Below are 16249 nucleotides of genomic sequence, written 5' to 3'. Positions count from 1 at the left end.
GGATTGCTGGTTTGGCTAAATTGGAGGCTTCCGGACCGTCTGGAGTCTAAGTTCGTGGGGTACTTCGCGATCCAAACTCTCCAGTTGGCTAAGCGAAATCGAGCGCTGCCCATTGCTCTGCATGCGCCCCGCATTCTCCCAGGCGAAAGCGCCCGGCCCGTTGTAAACCACTCTCACTGGCCCGCCCTTGGCTCGATGCAAGGCAATCAAGTGTTCGGGCTTATGCCGAATCCCAACGCTGGTCCTCTGGGTAAGCTTGACCTCGACATTACGCCCATCACGGCTCTTGGCATCGTGTCCGAGCGTCGAGGCGGTGAACAGGTCGAGATCAAAGATGTATGCCGCGACGACCTCGCCGACGCTCCCGACGAGGTGGCCATCCAGAGTGAACTTTCTCCCTAGAAACATCTGCTCCAGACCCTCGGACGCGTCGTAGAGGTCGTCGAGGTAGCGCACGACCTCGTCCCAATTGACGTCATCCATCTGTGAGTCGTCCTGGGCTGGAGGGAGACAGGTCGATCGACCACGCGTTCAGCTCGCTGACATCGATGTCCGACCGATCAAGCAATTTCAGCAGCTCCTCCTGCCGGGGCTGGCCGAATACGACGCGATAGGCGGCCAACTGCCGCTTCAGGCGTTTGAACGCCTCGACTTCTCTTGTATACGGCAGCAGCGGGACGCGCCGTTCGACCTTGAACTCGCCCGGTGCCAGCCAGTGCGGGACCAGGTCGCTCAGTCCGCGGTCGCGTGCGTCCCGGTTGGCGGTGTCGAAGATCACGTCCCACAAGTTCCGGCCCTCGGACCACAGGCTGCGGGCGGTGCCAATGTGCATGGCGGCGACATTCCGGCGAACCGCGTGACCCTTGTAGCGGTGCACTCGGCCTTCGCGTTGCTCCATGTCGACCGGGTTGCCGGGCAGGTCCCAGTGGATTAGCCGGTGGCACCAGGGGTGGAAATCCAGCCCCTCCTGGCCGACGGAGGTGCTGGCCAGCAAGAATGGGCGGAACGGGCTGTTGAACGAGGATCGAACTGCATCCTGACTGATCGCTCCTTCCTCGGAGCTGGTGCGGCCGAAGCGAAGCGCGAGCACCGCCCGCAATCGAACCGTCGATTCCTTGACGCGCTTTCCAATGACCTTGAACAGGCTCGCATGCACCCGAGAGGGCCTGGGCTCGATCGTGTCGGCCATCTGACGAACGCAGCGATGGCTGGTTTCCGCGCGGTCCTGCCGCTGCGACCAGGCATGCTGTTCCCACACGAGATGCCAGTACTCGTCGAGTACGGCCTGCAGGTTGCCATCGATGCAGTAGCGGACAACTAGCCGCCAGTAGGGCGCCGCGCGTTCGTCTTCGTCGGTGTCCTGCTCCGCGAGCTGGCGCAGGAGCTTGATCACGGCCGGCCGGTTGAACAGCTTCCAGAAGGCGTTTGCCAGCTGAGCTGCTTGCCGTCGGCGCTCCAGGCCATCGAGCTGGGCCGCCGCGAGCGTGCGTGCTGCAAGAATGCCCGGTGCGCCGAGCGCGAGGTCGGTGACCAGGTCGACGAGCCCTTCAGGCTGCCGGCCCAATTCGTCGAGCTGGAGGTTGAGCAGATCGTCGACGTGGCCGGCAAAATTGGCCGCATCGGGGCGGGTGGGGTTTTCGGGGTCGTACTCCTGGTCTCGCCACTCCTGGAGGAATTCGTCGATGCCTGGATCCAGCATGCGAAGCACCGCGGATTCCCAGCGGTCGTCCACTGGGCCGTCCTGCGGATTCGGCAGTTCGGAAAGCAGTTCCTCGACCTGTTCCCGAACCCAGGCCCTGACGTCCCCGTTGTCCGCAAGAAGTGGTTGGGTCGCATCCGCCAGTCGCAGGCAGGGCGTGAGCAGCAGCAACAAGCGATGACTGGTCCGGTTCTCGTTGGCCGAGCCGAAGTCGAGGAGCTGGCTTTGCTGGTCGGACAGGTTCTTGTACTGCTTCATGCTCCCGCCGAGCATCCGACGCTCGGTCTCGTAGCTGAGCAGCCCGCTGACCACGTCGGGCACGACGTTCCAGGCTGAGAACATCAGCGTCTTGGTGCGTCGGCCCTGGCCCTGGTAGGCACCGTTGAGAGGCCAGTAGGGCACCGTCGGCGGAATCCAGAGCAGTTTCCAAAGCCCGGAGTCCAGCTGCTGGTGAACGATCTCGCGCAGCTTCGCGTTGCCGGGGTCGATCTGCTCCCAGTTGTCCAGCTGCTCCGCGCTCAGCATCGATCCTGAATGCGTCTCGAGAACGCCGGCGACCTTTTCGGGGAACTGGGCCAGCGTGTCCTTCAGGCGCTCGTTGAATTTGTAGCCGTGCATGAAGTGCGGCAGGTACGGCGCAGACTTCCAGAACACCAGCGGGTCGCGTTCACCGACCGCCCGGAACAGCGCATCGGCGGCGAGGTACTGCTGAACATCGGGGGCTTCCAGGCGCAGGGCCTCTCCGACCTCGCGCACCATCGCGTCGCGCTCGTCGCTGGCCATGACGCGCTCGGTGCGGGCCATTACGGTCGTCAAGCGACGCTCGACATCCCGCTTGGCCGCGGGAACGTCGTGGGCCAGGTTCTGCGATGCGCGCTTGAGCTCGCTACCGAACCGCCGAAGCGCGCCCTGGAGTCCCTGGACTCGGTCTTCGTCGCCGCCGAACAGGAACCGGGTGGTGTCGATGAAGTCCTGGTAGTGGTCTTCATGCTCGATTTCCGCGTCGGCGGTGTACAGTTTGTACGGCGTGGCGGAAAGCAGCAGCGTCCGCGTTCGGTGACCCTCCGGCGTCGGCGCATTGAATAGCGCCTGGGCCAGTTCGGCCGCCGGATCGCCGTGGCCCTCTCGATTCTCGAGAAGCCCCTTGAAGCGCTGAAACTCGTCAAGAATGATCAGGTCCGGTTCCAGCGCCTGGACGCAGATATCGGCGAGCATCCGGCGCAAGCGGCCCAGGATCCGGTTCCGGGCCCTCCTGGCCTCCAAGGGATAGGGATTGCGCATCCGCTGGAACCACTGGTCGATGACTCCATCGATCTCGGCCCGCAGCGTCTCGTTTGCAAAAAAGCCGGCATGGAAGCGATCGCGGATGCCCGGGTCGAGCGGCATCGGCCGATTCTCCAGCCGTTCCCGCCACCAATCCGTGTTGGTGACTGCTCCCTGGAGGAGGTTCATCAGCCCCAGCCGAGGCTCGACCAGCCCGTCCAGCAGCGCAAACAGCACGCGCCGCTCCTTCGCCATTCCGCCGGAGTGGCCCATGTTGAACGAGGTGCCCGGCGTGAAGCTGACGAAGTTGACCTTGCTGTCGACCAGCGTGGCCTCACCCGAATCGCGCGCCAGCTCGGTGGCCAGCATGGTCAGCCGCGTCGCCAGCGCAAACGACTTCTCGTCGCCTTCCGAGACCTGCAGCTTGGGCAGGTTGGAATGCGCGATCGACTGGTTGGAGCAGATGTAGATCACATCGATCCGATCGACGTCGTCCCAGTAGTGGTCGATTGCCTTGGCGATGACGCCCCGGGCGACGAGGGTCTTGCCCAGGCCGACCTCATCGGCGACCAGGAAGCGTGCCGACGCGTCCGGCGCTTCGAACAGCTGCTCGAAGGCATGATCGACGGTCCGTCGCTGGAACGGCTTCAGCGGTGCAAGAACGGCTTCGACGTCGGGGCGCTTCATGGCTTCTGCTCCCCACTCACCACGCCATCCACGACGTCCCAGATCGCCAGAAAGTCGTCGGGCACGATCTTCTGTCCGTCAGGCGCGTCCTGCAGGTCGCGGATCAGGCGGCGGATCGGCTCGAGGCGTGCGGGGTCTCGGGCCGCCGCGCGAACCAGGTCCTCGAGCAGCGGCTCGGCATCCAGGCCGCCGGCCCAGTTGCCCTCCCATCGATCGCCGCCTTCGGCTTCGGCCCAGCCGACCAGCCCTTCGAGTCCGCCGAGCAGGGCGCGCAGGAACTGGAGGAACCGTTCCGGGGTGTCGATCAGGTGGCGGAGCACCTGCGCGACCCGGCCCTCGGGCATGCCGCGCGTCTGTAGTTTCAGCACGAAGCGCACGTCGTCCAAGTCGGCATCCACCCGCAGCCGGAAGGCCATGAACGCGGTCAGCCAGCTCATCGGTAGCGACCAGGTGCGGTCGCTTGAGAACGCCTGGGCCTGGTCCTCCTTCATCGAGACCGGCCACGCGTGCACTTCTACGCCTTCAGGGAGCGTCGCTTCGCCTGCCAGGGTCAGCGACCAACGTTCCCCGTCGGTTGTGCACCGCACCTGGAGCTCGGCCGCTGCCAACGCCGCGCGGGCGCGCTCCAGCCGTTCGCGCGCCTTCTTGACCGTCTCGTCCGTGGGCACCGCATCGACGCGCTCGTAGGGCTCGCAGAGCCTCAGAAAGCCTGCCTCCTTGAAAGGCGCGATGCCGAAGCCCTTCGTCCGGGCGCGCTCGTCGCGAGGACCGGTCATCGAAGCAATGACCTCGACATTCCGACCCGTAAACGCGGCCGCCGTGAAGTTCGCCGAGCCCAGGTACCAGGTGACCCGCCGACCGTGCTCCAGCGCGAACAGCTTCGCGTGCAGGTCCGAGCTCTGCGTCTGGCCGTCCTCGCCCTCGTCCAGCGCGGCCTCGGACAGCACGAACACCTCGTTCCATGGCACGAGCGCGCCGTCGGGGAGATCATCGAGCGCCTCTCGGCGGCTGATCAGCGTTCGGTGGCCGCTGCTCGTCTCCGACAGGGCGTCCAGTCCGGTCCGGTTGACGAACGGGGCGATCGCCAGCGCGTCGTCGCCGTAGCGGTCGGGTTGCCACGGTGCGGTTGCGCCGTCCTGAAGCCCCAGCGCCTCGAACTGGACGGGGTTCTTGAATTTCTCCGGCGCGGGGAAGGCGACGCGCGCGACGTCTTCGGCCAGGTTCATCACTGCCAAAGCGCGTTCGGCATCCAGCGACTGCAGGCAAATCTCCGGCAGCGTTCGCAGCAGGTCGCTCAGCGCCGCCGAGGACGTCTGGGTGCCCCCGTCAGCCAGCTCCGCCTCGGTGACCAGTGCGGCGTCCCAGGAACGGTCGTAGGTCAGGTTCCGCGTCAGTACGGCCACGCGGAGCAGGGCAGGAGCCTCGTCCTGCGTGAACCGGACCACCCACAGCTTCGGGTGGAAGGCGCCGCCGTTGGGCGCGCGGACCGGGTGTACGCAGTCTTCCAGCAGCGTGTACAGCGCGCGGTTGGAGTGGGGGACGGCAATGCTCGCGGCATCAACGAAGATGTCCAGCCTGCTGCCGGCTTCGCGAAGCGACTCCAGGATCAGCATCGGGTCCTCGAGCAGCTCGTCGATGCCGCGGTCCGATTGCGCCAACACGGCCAGCGGCAGCGCCAGGATCACGTCCAGGTCCAGCGAGTAGGTTGTGATCGCCGCGTGGTCCAGCGCATAGCCGGCCGGCGGGCGCAGGATGTCGGTCGCAATCGTCCGGGCTTCGGGAGAGAGCATCAGGCCGCCAGTCCGGTGTGCAGGTCGATCAGCAGCTGGCGAACGTTCGGCCAGCGAAACCGCATCCGCCCGGTGCCGGTGCGGCCGCTCCAGTCCAGCAGCCGCCCCTGGTTGGTCAGCCGGGCGCGTGGGCCTTTGAGCTGGATCTCGCGACGGCGGATCAGTCGGCGCAGGTCGTCCCGATTCGCAACCGCTGCCGCGCCGTGCTCACGGACCGCATTGGCCCATCCTTCCATGAACCGCCGCTGCGGCTCCCGCAGGCGCGCGCCGTGCTTGGCCAGCAGCGCCCAGAGTTCGTCCGTGTTGAACGGCACCTCCTCGGCCTCGCGCTCGGCCCATTCGGCCAACTCGGACCGGTAGGTCTCGATCCGCTCTTCGTCGCCCTCGCTGGGCTGCAGGGCTTGCCGCGCCTCGGCCAGCATCAGGTTGTACAGCAGCGGTGCGCCCTCGGCGTGTAGCGAAAAGCGCCGCGCGAGCTCGACCACGCCGGAAACCGCCTCCGGCGCCTGCAGCGCAGCCGGCTCCTCCCAGAGCTCATCGGCCAGCTGCGTCGAGCCCACCTGGGCCAGGTGGGCGAACAAGGATCCCTTGCACCGGTCCAGGATGCGGTCCTGCAGGAAATCGGCCTCGTAGAAGGTCAGCGCAAAATCCGCCGAGTCCGGAAAATCGTCCGGCGGCCCGGGCAGCCGCGGATGCCACGTCGGCTCCTGTGTCCAGACCACGCCGGGGTCGTCGGCCTTCGGTGCGTGCGAGCGCTGCCGGATCAACGCATCCAGATTGGCGTGGTACCAGGACTGCGGCCGTGCCGGCACAAACAGCCCAAGGTGGACAAGAAAGGCCCAATACGCATTACTCGCCAGCCGCGCCAGCGACGCGCCGGCCGAGATGCCGATTACCCCGTCCGTATCGTCGCTGTTGGCCAGAGCGCCAATCAGCGCGATTTCCGCCTCACGCGCGCTGTGCGCCCAGTCCCAGCCAGATTTCCAGGTTTCGAATTCCTGGTAGATCCACGGGATGAACAGTCCGTAGCGCAGGCGGGTATGCAGCACCGACGTGCCGGGGAACAGGGCGTTGGAGATTGTGTCGCGCAGGCTGCCGAGTCCGAGCTCGTCTACTGTGCCCTGCTCGTTGAACAGGTCGAGGACGCGTCGGATCTTGTCGCGGTCCGAGGTAGTTAGATCCAGCCACTGTAGCGTTGCGTTAGACAATGCGAGACGAGCCAGAGAAGTTGGGGATAGCCTAGCGGTTAAAGCGGCCGACGGGGACACTGCCGCGGAATGAAGATTGATGGCCCGGTCGTTCATTCCTAAGGCGGATCTGCTTGCACAGACACTGTATTTTCCGAGTCGACACTCCTACGGCGTTTGTCGTCTCTGGCCATCCTCGCAGGCTTGCTCGGCTGAAGGCCAAAGATCTACTGGGCCTGGACAATTCGCCGGAAATTCTATACAGTCCAGTAGCGACCCCAGTTTGGGCGTGCCGGAACAGTATTTGCATTAAATCCAAGCAAAACAACGTTGTGCGTATTCTCAAAAATTGAGAGTTAGTTCTGCCAGTCTGGCGATTCAGTCTGATTGACTGGCTAATTGGCCAGAAGTTGACCAAAAAGTGATCAAGAAACGACCAACCAAAATGCCTATTTCAGGTCAGAAAGTAAAGTTGACGATGATTGACCTCTTTGCGGGTTGCGGAGGCCTGTCTCTGGGGTTCGAAAACGCAGGATTTACGCCCGTGTTCGTCAATGAGCTCCATCAGGATGCCCTCGAAACTTATTTGGCGAACCGCCACCACGAGCTTGGGGGGCTCGCTTTTGCGGAGAATCCCGCCTTGCGCCTTAATGATGCCCAACAGCTAAAGGGAAAACGGCTTGAGCAATTGATTTCGGACCTTAAGAACATTCCCGAACTCGATTTCCAAATAGAGAACACACTTTCGGCATCAGGAGGAGGAAGTTCGCTAGACGTGATTGCAGGCGGCCCCCCATGTCAGGGCTATTCAGGGATAGGCATCAGGCGTTCGTATGAAGTCGACCGCGAGGATATTCCGTCAAATCACTTGTACGGTCGCATGGCCCTGATTATTCAAAAAATACGACCCAAGATCTTTCTTTTTGAGAATGTTCGCGGATTGCTAAATGCCAAATGGACCAAGGGAGGGTCAAAGAAAATCTGGCCCGATGTCGTCAAGGCATTTCAGTCGATTTCAGGGTACGAGGTCCGGTGGTCGCTGGTTTTTGCCAAGGACTATGGAGTGCCGCAGAACAGGCCGCGAGTATTGCTTGTAGGGATTCGGAAAGACATTTGCGATGTCGCTGAGCAGTCTGGTCTGGTGGACCCGAAACGGGATCCTGAAGATGCGGTCTCCTGCGGATTCTTGCCGGAGGGGAGGCCGCAGGAGTATCCCAACCTAGAAGATCTGTTGGGAGACTTGCTGGATCCTGCCGTCGCCAAAGTTCTTCGAGATCAGACCTTTCCAAAAGGCCCATTTGAAACCGTGGATTACCCCAAGAAGCCTAAGAAGGGCACCATTCAAGAGTTGCTTCGGTCCGGGCCGCCTTGGGAGCCAACCCAGAAGGTGAACTTGTCTGAGCATCAATACAGCAAGCATCGAAGAGAAGTGGTTGAGAAATTTGATCACATGCTTGCGAACGATGGCGCGATTCCTGCAGAGTTCAAGACGAAGAAGTTTGCTCAAAGGGTTCTTAAAAGGCGGTGGGACGATCAGGGGCCCAACATTACGGCGACTTCACTCGCGGACGATTACGTTCACTATGAGCAGCCACGAGTCCTTACGGTTCGCGAATGGGCGCGCCTACAGCTGTTTCCGGATTGGTATCAGTTCTGTGGAAAGCGAACTACCGGTGGGATAAGAAGAGCGGGGAACCCGCAGCTCGGAATATTTGATCGAGAAGTTCCGAAGTATACCCAGATAGGAAATGCAGTTCCTGTGGGGCTGGCCGAAGCTGTGGGCAAGCAATTCCGACTGATTCTAGAACCAAGTGATTGAGGAATTTCCCTAGGTAATTGGTGTGAGTGCCCAACTCGATTTGATCGAAGTGAAGCGGGTAAAGGCGCTTCGACGTGATCTTCTGCATTGGTTTAAGGAAGGCCGTAGACATCTCCCTTGGCGAAGTGTAGGCGCTAGCAATTTCGAATTGATCTGCGTTGAAGTATTACTCCAGCAAACATCCGCAGCGCGAGTTGCTTCGATCTACAGGAAGTTTTTCACGAAATATCCGAATTGGGAATCAATAGATTCGGCTCCGATCGAAAAATTGACCGACGAAGTGTCGAAACTCGGCCTTCAAAACCGGCGTATAGAACGCCTGAAGGCATTGGCAAAGCTCGCTGTCCGTTGTTCTGGTACGTTTCCTGTAGAGCGAAAAGAGCTGGAGGCATGCTCTGGTATTGGTCAATATCTGGCAAGTGCTATTCGATTGTTTCAGCATCAAATTCCAGAAGCCCTGATTGACTTAAATTTTGTCAGATTGCTGGATCGCTACTTGGGATATATGTGTAATTCGGATTACCGTTACGATGAAAGACTCCAAACAGCGTCTAACCTGTTGATAAATGGCGGAGATGCAGTAGCCACAAACTGGGCGGTATTTGATTTCGCAAGCGGGATATGTCGGGCGCAAGATCCAAAATGTGGAATGTGCCCTGCATCCTCCCGATGCCGCTATTCAGCCCGAGTTGGCGGCATCGTGCTCGACTAGTAACGGAAGTAGTTTGACAATGCGAGTTCCCGTGCGATTGAGCTCGCGATGGTTGAGTTCCAAGATCCGCCCACTGCAGTATCAAATTGCGAAGAGATCATCCCAAATATGTTGCGAGCAACGCCCTCCTTATTTGGAAGCCCCCAATAAACTCCTCCGGAAAGGAGCCGAACTCGTAGGGTAGAGAGCGATGTCGGCTTCAATGCATCAGCCTTGTTTGATGGTACCGTCACAAACGAATAAGAGAAGTCCTTGAAAGAGCTTGGTTTGTATCCGTTGTTCCCTACCGAGGCCCCTGATCTCAGTTTCTTGGCTGTATAGACTAGATCCCAAAGCATCGGGATTTGTGCGTTGTCCTTCCAATTTGTCTTGCACTGAATTACGTTTAATTCGCAGTTTGGAACCTTGTAGCAAAGCTCGCGCAAAAACGCCCTCTTTGCTTCTTTAGGATTCATTTCTAATGCGTAATCCCCGTCTCTGGGTACAGTTATTGCAATGAGGTCACTTTCTGAATTGGAGGCGACTGACCCATACGAGACTGTCAAAGCGTCCTTAACGCATGACGGAATAAAAGCTTTCGTCGGCCGAATCACAACAGCTGGGCTTCCGACTAGGCAGAGATTCAAGTACCAGCAAACTAAGCACTCCCAAGCGTTTCCCCCTCCTGAGATGTCTTCTTGGCTTCGCCCTTTCTTGCCGGTGCTCTTAAACACTAAAGCCAGATTTTTTCCGAGACTTGCTATGTCTTTGGCTGACGTCTCACCCGGCTCCTGCAGATGAGAGCGAATAAGTGGCTGCCAGACTGGCCAGACTTTCTTGAGACTATCCAAGCGAAACATTGACTCTATGGTCGCTTTTCGCATGACCTCTACGTAATTGTTCGTCATTGAGAGTCCTTATTGCATCAGGTGCAATTGATGCAGCGATGAGTGATAAAGAAATTCGTTTGCTGCGACGAGCGCTGTGAGAACGCCATTAATTCTTCCCTTGTACAGCTTCCTGAAGGACTTTATCGCGATTTTCTGTGCGGCGCCGAATTCGATTTTGAGAATGAGTGACTCAAGGTCGCTGGGCGCCGGATCGCGTCCGGGGCGACAGAAATAGCTTGATGAGCGTCACACTGCAGGACTTCTTGCATACGCCCCGCTCCACCCCCTTTGCTACATTTCGGGGTCTTGCCCGCCCGGCAGGCATCCGTCCAATCCACGAGAACCAAGCATGTCTTACAGTTTCCTGCGCCCCACGCTGTTGATTCCGTTTGCTTTTCTGTCCATTTCGGCCTTCGCTCAGGCCCCGATCATCAACCCTGGTGCCCCCGGCCAGCCGCCCAAGACGCTGTCGGCCGAGGAGGCGTCGCGGATTGCGGGGTCGCGGTATTCGGCGGCGGATGTGCAGTTCATGCAGGACATGATTCCGCACCATCACCAGGCCACGCAGATGGCGGCGCTGGTGGCGGAGCGGACGAACACACCGGAGCTGGTCGACATCGCGGAGCGGATCGATACGGCGCAGGCCGACGAGATCGAGTTCATGCAGGGCTGGCTGGCCGAGCGGGGCGAGCCGGTGCCGGATCCGGCGGCCCACCACGGCATGCACATGAGCCACGAGATGGCGGGCATGGCCTCCGAGGAAGAGATGGCGGCGCTGGCCGCGGCGCAGGGGTCGGACTTCGACCGGACCTTCCTGCAGCTGATGATCTCGCACCACGCCGGCGCGCTGACGATGGTCGACGAGCTGCTCGAGGAGCGCGGTTCGGCCTACGACCCGATCCTGTTCGAGTTCGTCAGCGACGTGGCCAACGACCAGGCGGCCGAGATCGAGCGGATGAGCCTGCTGCTGAGCCAGATCAGCTCGGACCCGCGCGTTGGCCTGGCGGCCGGCTTCCGTGACGCCGAGGAGGCGATCGCCAACCTGCGCCTGATCACGGCGCTGCCGAAGCCGCCGGGCTTCTTCGACCCGGAGAACCCCGCCGACCTGCCGCTGGAGCCGGTCAAGGACGAGGGCGAAGAAGAAACCTCGGACGAGGAAGAGGATTCCCGCGACCGGGCCTTCCGCCGTTTCAAGGGCGAGGGCGACCGCAGCTCGCGCAGTTCGTCGCGCAGCTTCTCGAACACGGACATGGCCTTCGCCCAGAACGAAGCCGGCGACGTGCTGGTGGTCGGCAATTACCACGGCTTCAACAGCTACCGGCTGGGCGACGACGGGGTGCCGGAGTTGATCAGCTCGGTGGTCTGCCCGGGCGGGCAGGGCGACGTGTCGATCGTCGGCGACCTGCTGATCATGTCGGCCCAGGAGAACCGCGGCCGGCTGGACTGCGGGCTGCAGGGCGTGGTCGGCGACGTCTCGCCGGAGCGCTTCCGCGGCATCCGCATCTTCGACATCAGCGACCTGACGGCCCCGGTGCAGGTCGGCGCGGTGCAGACCTGCCGCGGCTCGCACACGCACTCGGTGGTCTCGGCCGACGACGAGCGCATCGTGGTCTACAACTCGGGCACTAGCTCGGTGCGCGAGCAGGAAGAGCTGGAGATCTGCGTCGACGAGCTGCCCGGTGACGAGCGTACGGCGTTGTTCCGGATCGACGTGATCGAGATTCCGGTGGCCGATCCCGCCTCGGCGCGCATCGTCGATAGCCCCGCAGTATTTGCCGACGACGAGACCGGCGCGCTGGCCGGTCTGTGGCGCGGCGGCGACCACGGCGAGGCCACGCAGGAAACCAACGAGACCGATCACTGCCACGACATCACGGTGTTCCCGGAAACGAACATCGCCGCGGGTGCCTGCTCTGGCAACGGCGTGCTGTTCGACATTACCGACCCGATGAACCCGAAGCGGATCGACGCGGTGGTCGACCCGGGCTTCGCCTACTGGCACTCGGCGACCTTCAACAACGACGGCACCAAGGTGGTGTTCACCGACGAGTGGGGCGGCGGTAGCCGGCCGCGCTGCCGCGTGTCCGATCCGCTGACCTGGGGTGCGGACGCGATCTACGACATCGTCGACGGCCAGCTCGAGTTCCGGGGCTACTACAAGATGCCGGCGCCGCAGACCGTCACGGAGAACTGCGTGGCGCACAACGGCTCGGTGGTGCCGGTGCCGGGCCGCGACATCTTCCTGCAGGCCTGGTACCAGGGCGGGCTGTCGATCATGGACTTCACCGATTCGGAGAACGCGGTCGAGATCGCCTACTTCGACCGCGGCCCGGTCAGCGACGAGCACCTGGTCTCGGGCGGCTACTGGTCGGCCTACTTCTTCGACGGCCGCGTCTACGCTTCGGAAATTGCCCGCGGGCTGGACGTGTTCGCGCTCGAGCCCAGCGAGTTCCTGACCGCCAACGAAATCGCCGCCGCGGCGCTCGCCGACCCCGGCCCCGAGTTCAACCCGCAGCAGCAGTTCCCGGTCGAGTGGCCCGACCACCCGGTCGTGGCCGGTGCCTACGTCGACCAGCTGAAGCGCGAGGACGCGATCGAGAACCGGATGATCGTGGACCTCGAGCGCGCACTGGCGAGGGCTTCGGTGGCGATGGAGAGCAAGCGGCTGGATACGGCGATTGCCGGGCAGCTGGAGTCGCTGGCCGTGGCGCTGGAAGGCGAGCAGGTCCGTGGAGCGCGGAACCAGCAGCGGGTGGAGAGCCTGCGTGGGGTGCTGCGGGGGGTGGCGGCGAAGTTGCGGGGGTAATACTCCAAAGTCGCTGGGCCCCGCATCCAGTGCGGGGCGACGGGATGAGGAAGCCCGGGTGTGCGCTCAGCGCACTCGGGCTTTCTTTTGCGCGGGCAACGGCAAAAAAGAAGTCGCTGGGCCCCGGATCAGGTCCGGGGCGACGGATGGGGAAGTCACTGGGCCCCGCATCAAGTGCGGGGCGACTGGAAAAGAGGAAAGGTCGGTCTGAATTTCTGTCGTCCCGGGCTTGACCCGGGACCCAGCGACTTTTGCTTTTCTGGCTGATTTCCTACACTCGATGCAGTCGTTTCCCCGACGACTTGCGCTCCAATCGCCGCCATCCTGCGCTCATGGACTCCGGGCGCTTTGCGGTCTACATCCTGACCAACCGACGCAACGGCACGCTGTACATCGGCGTGACGCGTGATCTTGTTGCTCGGCTCGAGGCTCATCGGTCCGGAGCGGTCGCCGGGTTCACTCGGACGCATAGCGTGCACCGCCTTGTGCATGTCGAGAGGTTTGCTACGGCGATGGAGGCGATTGCGCGGGAGAAGCAGTTGAAGGCCTGGAAGCGTTGGTGGAAGGTGCAGCTGATCGAACAGAGGAATCCGTATTGGGTGGATCTTTCGGATCGGCTTCGAAATCGTGGAGGCAAAGACACTGGGTCCCAAATCGAGTTTGGGACGACGGGTTGGGGGGGGGGAAGACACTGGGTCCCAAATCGAGTTTGGGACGACGGGCTGGGGGGGGAAGACACTGGGTCCCAAATCGAGTTTGGGACGACGGGCAAGGGCGAAGACACTGGGTCCCAAATCAAGTTTGGGACGACGGAACAGGGGAGCCCGGGCGTGCGATTCGAGTGGTGGGAACTCGGCCAGAGTAGCCCGGGTAAGCGCCTTGCGCGCACCCGAGGGTTTCGCAGGTTCAGGACAGGTCCCGGGTGCGCTTCGCTTACCCGGGCTACGGGGGCATCGTGGGTTTCGCGAGTCGAGCGATCCAGTGGGGGCAACTGGAGGACAGCGGGTCGGGGTTTGATCAGCACACGGACTCAGTCGGTGTCCTCGCACCCGGTGTCGACGCCGGAGACATGCGACAGGACGGCGCGCCAGCTTTCGTCTCTCCGGACCAGGACGTTGCTGGAGCGATAGCTCAGGCAATAGGGCGTGCCGTCGCGCGTGCCATGGGCCTCTCCTGTGCCGGCGACGATGGCGGTGTGGTGGTCGATGATTTCCAGGTGATCGATGCGGTAGTCGAAGTGATCGTGGGTCCAGCGATAGTCGGGCAGGGTCGACAGCTCCGTGCGGCGGTCGGTGATGCCGCCGTTGGCGTCGATCAGCACGAACTCCTCGGCCAGGATCGATTCCAGCAGCGCGACATCCCGGGTCCGGTAGGCGCGCGGCCAGGTTTCGGTCTTCAGGGTGCGGAGGAGGTCTTCGTCGGTCGCTGGGCCCGGGGATGGGCGATGGGGCGCGTCGCGGCGTTCTGCCGGACCGGGGCCCTGGGCTCCGGGGTCGTCGAGTCCGGCGGCCGGCGCGGCCGGGGGGAGGATCAGCAGAAGTGCGGCGACGAGGATCGTGGCGCGGGTGCAGGGTGCGGTCATGGGCGCTTCCTTCGAGACGATGGCTTCGGGGTGTGCCCCGAGAATCGTGCTCAGACCGCTTCGCGTCCAGCCTCCGGGGACGAATCGGCACGGGCCGGGACGAAGCGCGGGTCGGATCGGACGGCCTCGGCGTAGCGGGCGCTGACGGGGACTTCGAGCCCGCCCTTCAATTGGATCCGAAGCGTGCCGCGTGGCCCCTGGAGCAGCCGCTCCAGGTGGTCCGGGTTGACCAGCCAGGATCGCTGGACGCGGACCAGTTGGCCCCCGCACTCGTTCTCCAGTCCGGACAGGGTGCTGCGGACCAGGGCCGGGCGGGGATCGTCGACCAGGTGCAGTTCGGCGTAGTTGCGAGCCCCGTGGGCGGCCAGGATCGAGCCCATCGCGATCCGCTCGCGCGCGGTTCCGAAGTCGACCAGCAGCACACGCTCCGACGCGGGGCCGGGTCGGACCAGCCAGGTCAGCGCGACTGCGCCAGCGGCGTAGGTCGTGGACGTGACGTAGTCGGGAAGCAGCCACGCGCCGGCGAGCAGCCGGCCTCCCATCATCAGCACGGCCGTACTCGTGCCCAACCCGACGACGAGCGAGATCGGCAGCATCCAGGCTCGATCGACGCGCTCGGCGGATCGCGCACCGGCCAGCAGCGCTGCCAGCCCGGCGCCGTGCGCCAGCGACCAGGCCAGGGAGCGGCCGAACATCAGCGGCTCGGCGGTCAGGGTGGCGTGGCCCACGCAATACACCAGAAGGGCCACGACGGTCGCGCCGGCCAGGGTCAGGAGCTCGGCCGAGGTCGTGCGGCTCAGTCGTGCGGCAGCCAGGCCGCGAAACGGCGCCAGCGCGCCGAGCAGGTTCACGCCAGGCGCTCCTTCAGCTGCTGCCGGTAGCTGCGGCTGACCGGGACCTGCGCGCCGCTGGTCATGTGGGCACGGGCGTCGCCGGTGTCGAAGGGTTCGATGTGGTCGACGCGATCGAGGCGGACGATGGCGGAGCGGTGGACGCGGGCGAAGCCGCGATCGGCCAGGCGGGTCTCGATCGAGGCCATGGTCTCGCGCAGCATGTAGGGCTTGCTTCCGACATGCAGGGTGACGTAGTTGCCGGCGGCCTCGATCCAGTCGATGTCGTCGACGCGGACCAGGAACTCCTTGCCCAGCATCTTGACCAGGAAGCGGTCCGGCGCGCGCGTCGTGTCGTTGTCCGGGTCGCCGTCGGGCGCGTGCCCCTCGGGCACGAACTTCGCCTCGCCTCGCAGCCGCCGGATCACGAAGCGATAGAGGTACACGATGGCCAGGATCGCCGAGTAGGTCCGCACGTCCTTCAGGTACTCGTAGCCGAACTCGCCGAGCAGCGGGCCGAACTCGTAGGTCTGGCCGCGCGCGGCCCAGACCAGCTTGCGCAGCGCCACCATGGCGGCCACGTGCAGGGCCGACCAGGGCACGGTGAACAGCAGGTGGGCCGCGGCGTGCTGGAGCAGGTTCGGCGGCTGGATCGGAAAGCGCCGGTCGAAGGCCAGCAGCACGGGGATCAGCGCCAGCAGCACGGCGGCCGAGCTGATCTCGGCGGTCAGTACCGCCCACAGCGGGTAATCGAGCGCGATCCGCGCGAGGTCGGCGCGGATGATGGCGATGTTGGCGGTGGTCTGGACGACGAAGAACCCGGTCCACAGCAGGGCCGTGTTGCGGGTCTCGTGTCGCTGCCAATCGTCGAGCGTCATCGCTTCTCCGGTCCGCCGCGGCTCGGCCCACGGCTCGTCCCACCCTGCCGCGGTTCGTCCCCGCGGCCCGTCCCCGCAGCCCTTCGTGCTGGCGCGGGGTCCACGTCGCGCGCAAGCTGGTTGCAGT

Annotated in this window: 11 protein-coding genes; 4 read left to right on the top strand and 7 right to left on the bottom strand. The window is 63.2% G+C overall.

Annotated features, from left to right (window positions below):
• Window positions 1-15: 15 nt before the first annotated feature.
• From KUV67_04595 to KUV67_04580, 4 genes are read right to left on the bottom strand one after another with little or no spacing between them, the layout of a single operon-like run.
• Window positions 16-483, bottom strand: coding sequence for a hypothetical protein (locus tag KUV67_04595; protein ID MBY6204145.1), 468 nt, complete (start codon window positions 481-483; stop codon window positions 16-18).
• Window positions 476-3649, bottom strand: a complete 3174-nt coding sequence (locus tag KUV67_04590; protein ID MBY6204144.1) for a helicase — start codon at window positions 3647-3649, stop codon at window positions 476-478. The genes KUV67_04595 and KUV67_04590 overlap by 8 nt, the downstream gene beginning before the upstream one ends.
• Window positions 3646-5439 carry a phospholipase D family protein gene (locus tag KUV67_04585; GenBank protein MBY6204143.1) on the bottom strand — a complete coding sequence of 598 codons (1794 nt, stop codon included), beginning with the start codon at window positions 5437-5439 and terminating at the stop codon, window positions 3646-3648. Before KUV67_04585 ends, KUV67_04590 begins: the two co-directional genes overlap by 4 nt.
• Window positions 5439-6647, bottom strand: a complete 1209-nt coding sequence (locus KUV67_04580) for a hypothetical protein (protein MBY6204142.1) — start codon at window positions 6645-6647, stop codon at window positions 5439-5441. The genes KUV67_04585 and KUV67_04580 overlap by 1 nt, the downstream gene beginning before the upstream one ends.
• Before the next feature lie 457 nt (window positions 6648-7104).
• Here KUV67_04580 and KUV67_04575 point away from each other — a divergent pair, with 457 nt between their 5' ends.
• The 4 genes from KUV67_04575 (at window position 7105) to KUV67_04560 (ending at window position 13962) form a co-directional block, all read left to right on the top strand.
• Window positions 7105-8445, top strand: a complete 1341-nt coding sequence (locus tag KUV67_04575; protein MBY6204141.1) for a DNA cytosine methyltransferase — start codon at window positions 7105-7107, stop codon at window positions 8443-8445.
• A gap of 22 nt (window positions 8446-8467) precedes the next feature.
• Window positions 8468-9157, top strand: coding sequence for a hypothetical protein (locus KUV67_04570; GenBank protein MBY6204140.1), 690 nt, complete (start codon window positions 8468-8470; stop codon window positions 9155-9157).
• A 1218-nt stretch (window positions 9158-10375) separates the two neighbouring features.
• Window positions 10376-12832, top strand: coding sequence for a DUF305 domain-containing protein (locus KUV67_04565; protein MBY6204139.1), 2457 nt, complete (start codon window positions 10376-10378; stop codon window positions 12830-12832).
• A gap of 332 nt (window positions 12833-13164) precedes the next feature.
• The gene (locus KUV67_04560) at window positions 13165-13962 is read left to right on the top strand and encodes a GIY-YIG nuclease family protein (GenBank protein ID MBY6204138.1); all 798 of its coding nucleotides are present in this window, start codon (window positions 13165-13167) and stop codon (window positions 13960-13962) included.
• Here the strand turns inward: KUV67_04560 and KUV67_04555 are convergent.
• From KUV67_04555 to KUV67_04545, 3 genes are read right to left on the bottom strand one after another with little or no spacing between them, the layout of a single operon-like run.
• A complete protein-coding gene (locus KUV67_04555; protein MBY6204137.1) occupies window positions 13863-14414 on the bottom strand; it encodes a nuclear transport factor 2 family protein in 552 nt (183 codons plus the stop codon). The two genes, KUV67_04560 and KUV67_04555, sit on opposite strands and share 100 nt — an antisense overlap.
• Before the next feature lie 50 nt (window positions 14415-14464).
• Window positions 14465-15265 (bottom strand): LytTR family transcriptional regulator, encoded by an 801-nt coding sequence (locus tag KUV67_04550; GenBank protein MBY6204136.1) that lies wholly within the window; start codon window positions 15263-15265, stop codon window positions 14465-14467.
• The gene (locus KUV67_04545) at window positions 15262-16122 is read right to left on the bottom strand and encodes a LytTR family transcriptional regulator (protein ID MBY6204135.1); all 861 of its coding nucleotides are present in this window, start codon (window positions 16120-16122) and stop codon (window positions 15262-15264) included. The genes KUV67_04550 and KUV67_04545 overlap by 4 nt, the downstream gene beginning before the upstream one ends.
• Window positions 16123-16249: the final 127 nt, after the last annotated feature.

Origin of the sequence: Halomonas denitrificans, assembly GCA_019800895.1 — a bacterium.
In the GTDB taxonomy this organism is placed as follows: Bacteria; Pseudomonadota; Gammaproteobacteria; order Xanthomonadales; family Wenzhouxiangellaceae.
The sequence above is the reverse complement of the archived record's forward strand: the minus strand, read 5'-3'. Positions and strand labels throughout refer to the sequence as shown.

Excerpts from the sequence above, each read along its gene's own strand:
- KUV67_04555 (MBY6204137.1), bottom strand. The coding sequence starts at position 14,414 with ATGACCGCACCCTGCACCCGCGCCACGATCCTCGTCGCCGCACTTCTG.
- KUV67_04560 (MBY6204138.1), top strand. The coding sequence starts at position 13,165 with ATGGACTCCGGGCGCTTTGCGGTCTACATCCTGACCAACCGACGCAAC.
- KUV67_04545 (MBY6204135.1), bottom strand. The coding sequence starts at position 16,122 with ATGACGCTCGACGATTGGCAGCGACACGAGACCCGCAACACGGCCCTG.
- KUV67_04595 (MBY6204145.1), bottom strand. The coding sequence starts at position 483 with ATGGATGACGTCAATTGGGACGAGGTCGTGCGCTACCTCGACGACCTC.
- KUV67_04585 (MBY6204143.1), bottom strand. The coding sequence starts at position 5,439 with ATGCTCTCTCCCGAAGCCCGGACGATTGCGACCGACATCCTGCGCCCG.
- KUV67_04590 (MBY6204144.1), bottom strand. The coding sequence starts at position 3,649 with ATGAAGCGCCCCGACGTCGAAGCCGTTCTTGCACCGCTGAAGCCGTTC.
- KUV67_04565 (MBY6204139.1), top strand. The coding sequence starts at position 10,376 with ATGTCTTACAGTTTCCTGCGCCCCACGCTGTTGATTCCGTTTGCTTTT.
- KUV67_04575 (MBY6204141.1), top strand. The coding sequence starts at position 7,105 with ATGATTGACCTCTTTGCGGGTTGCGGAGGCCTGTCTCTGGGGTTCGAA.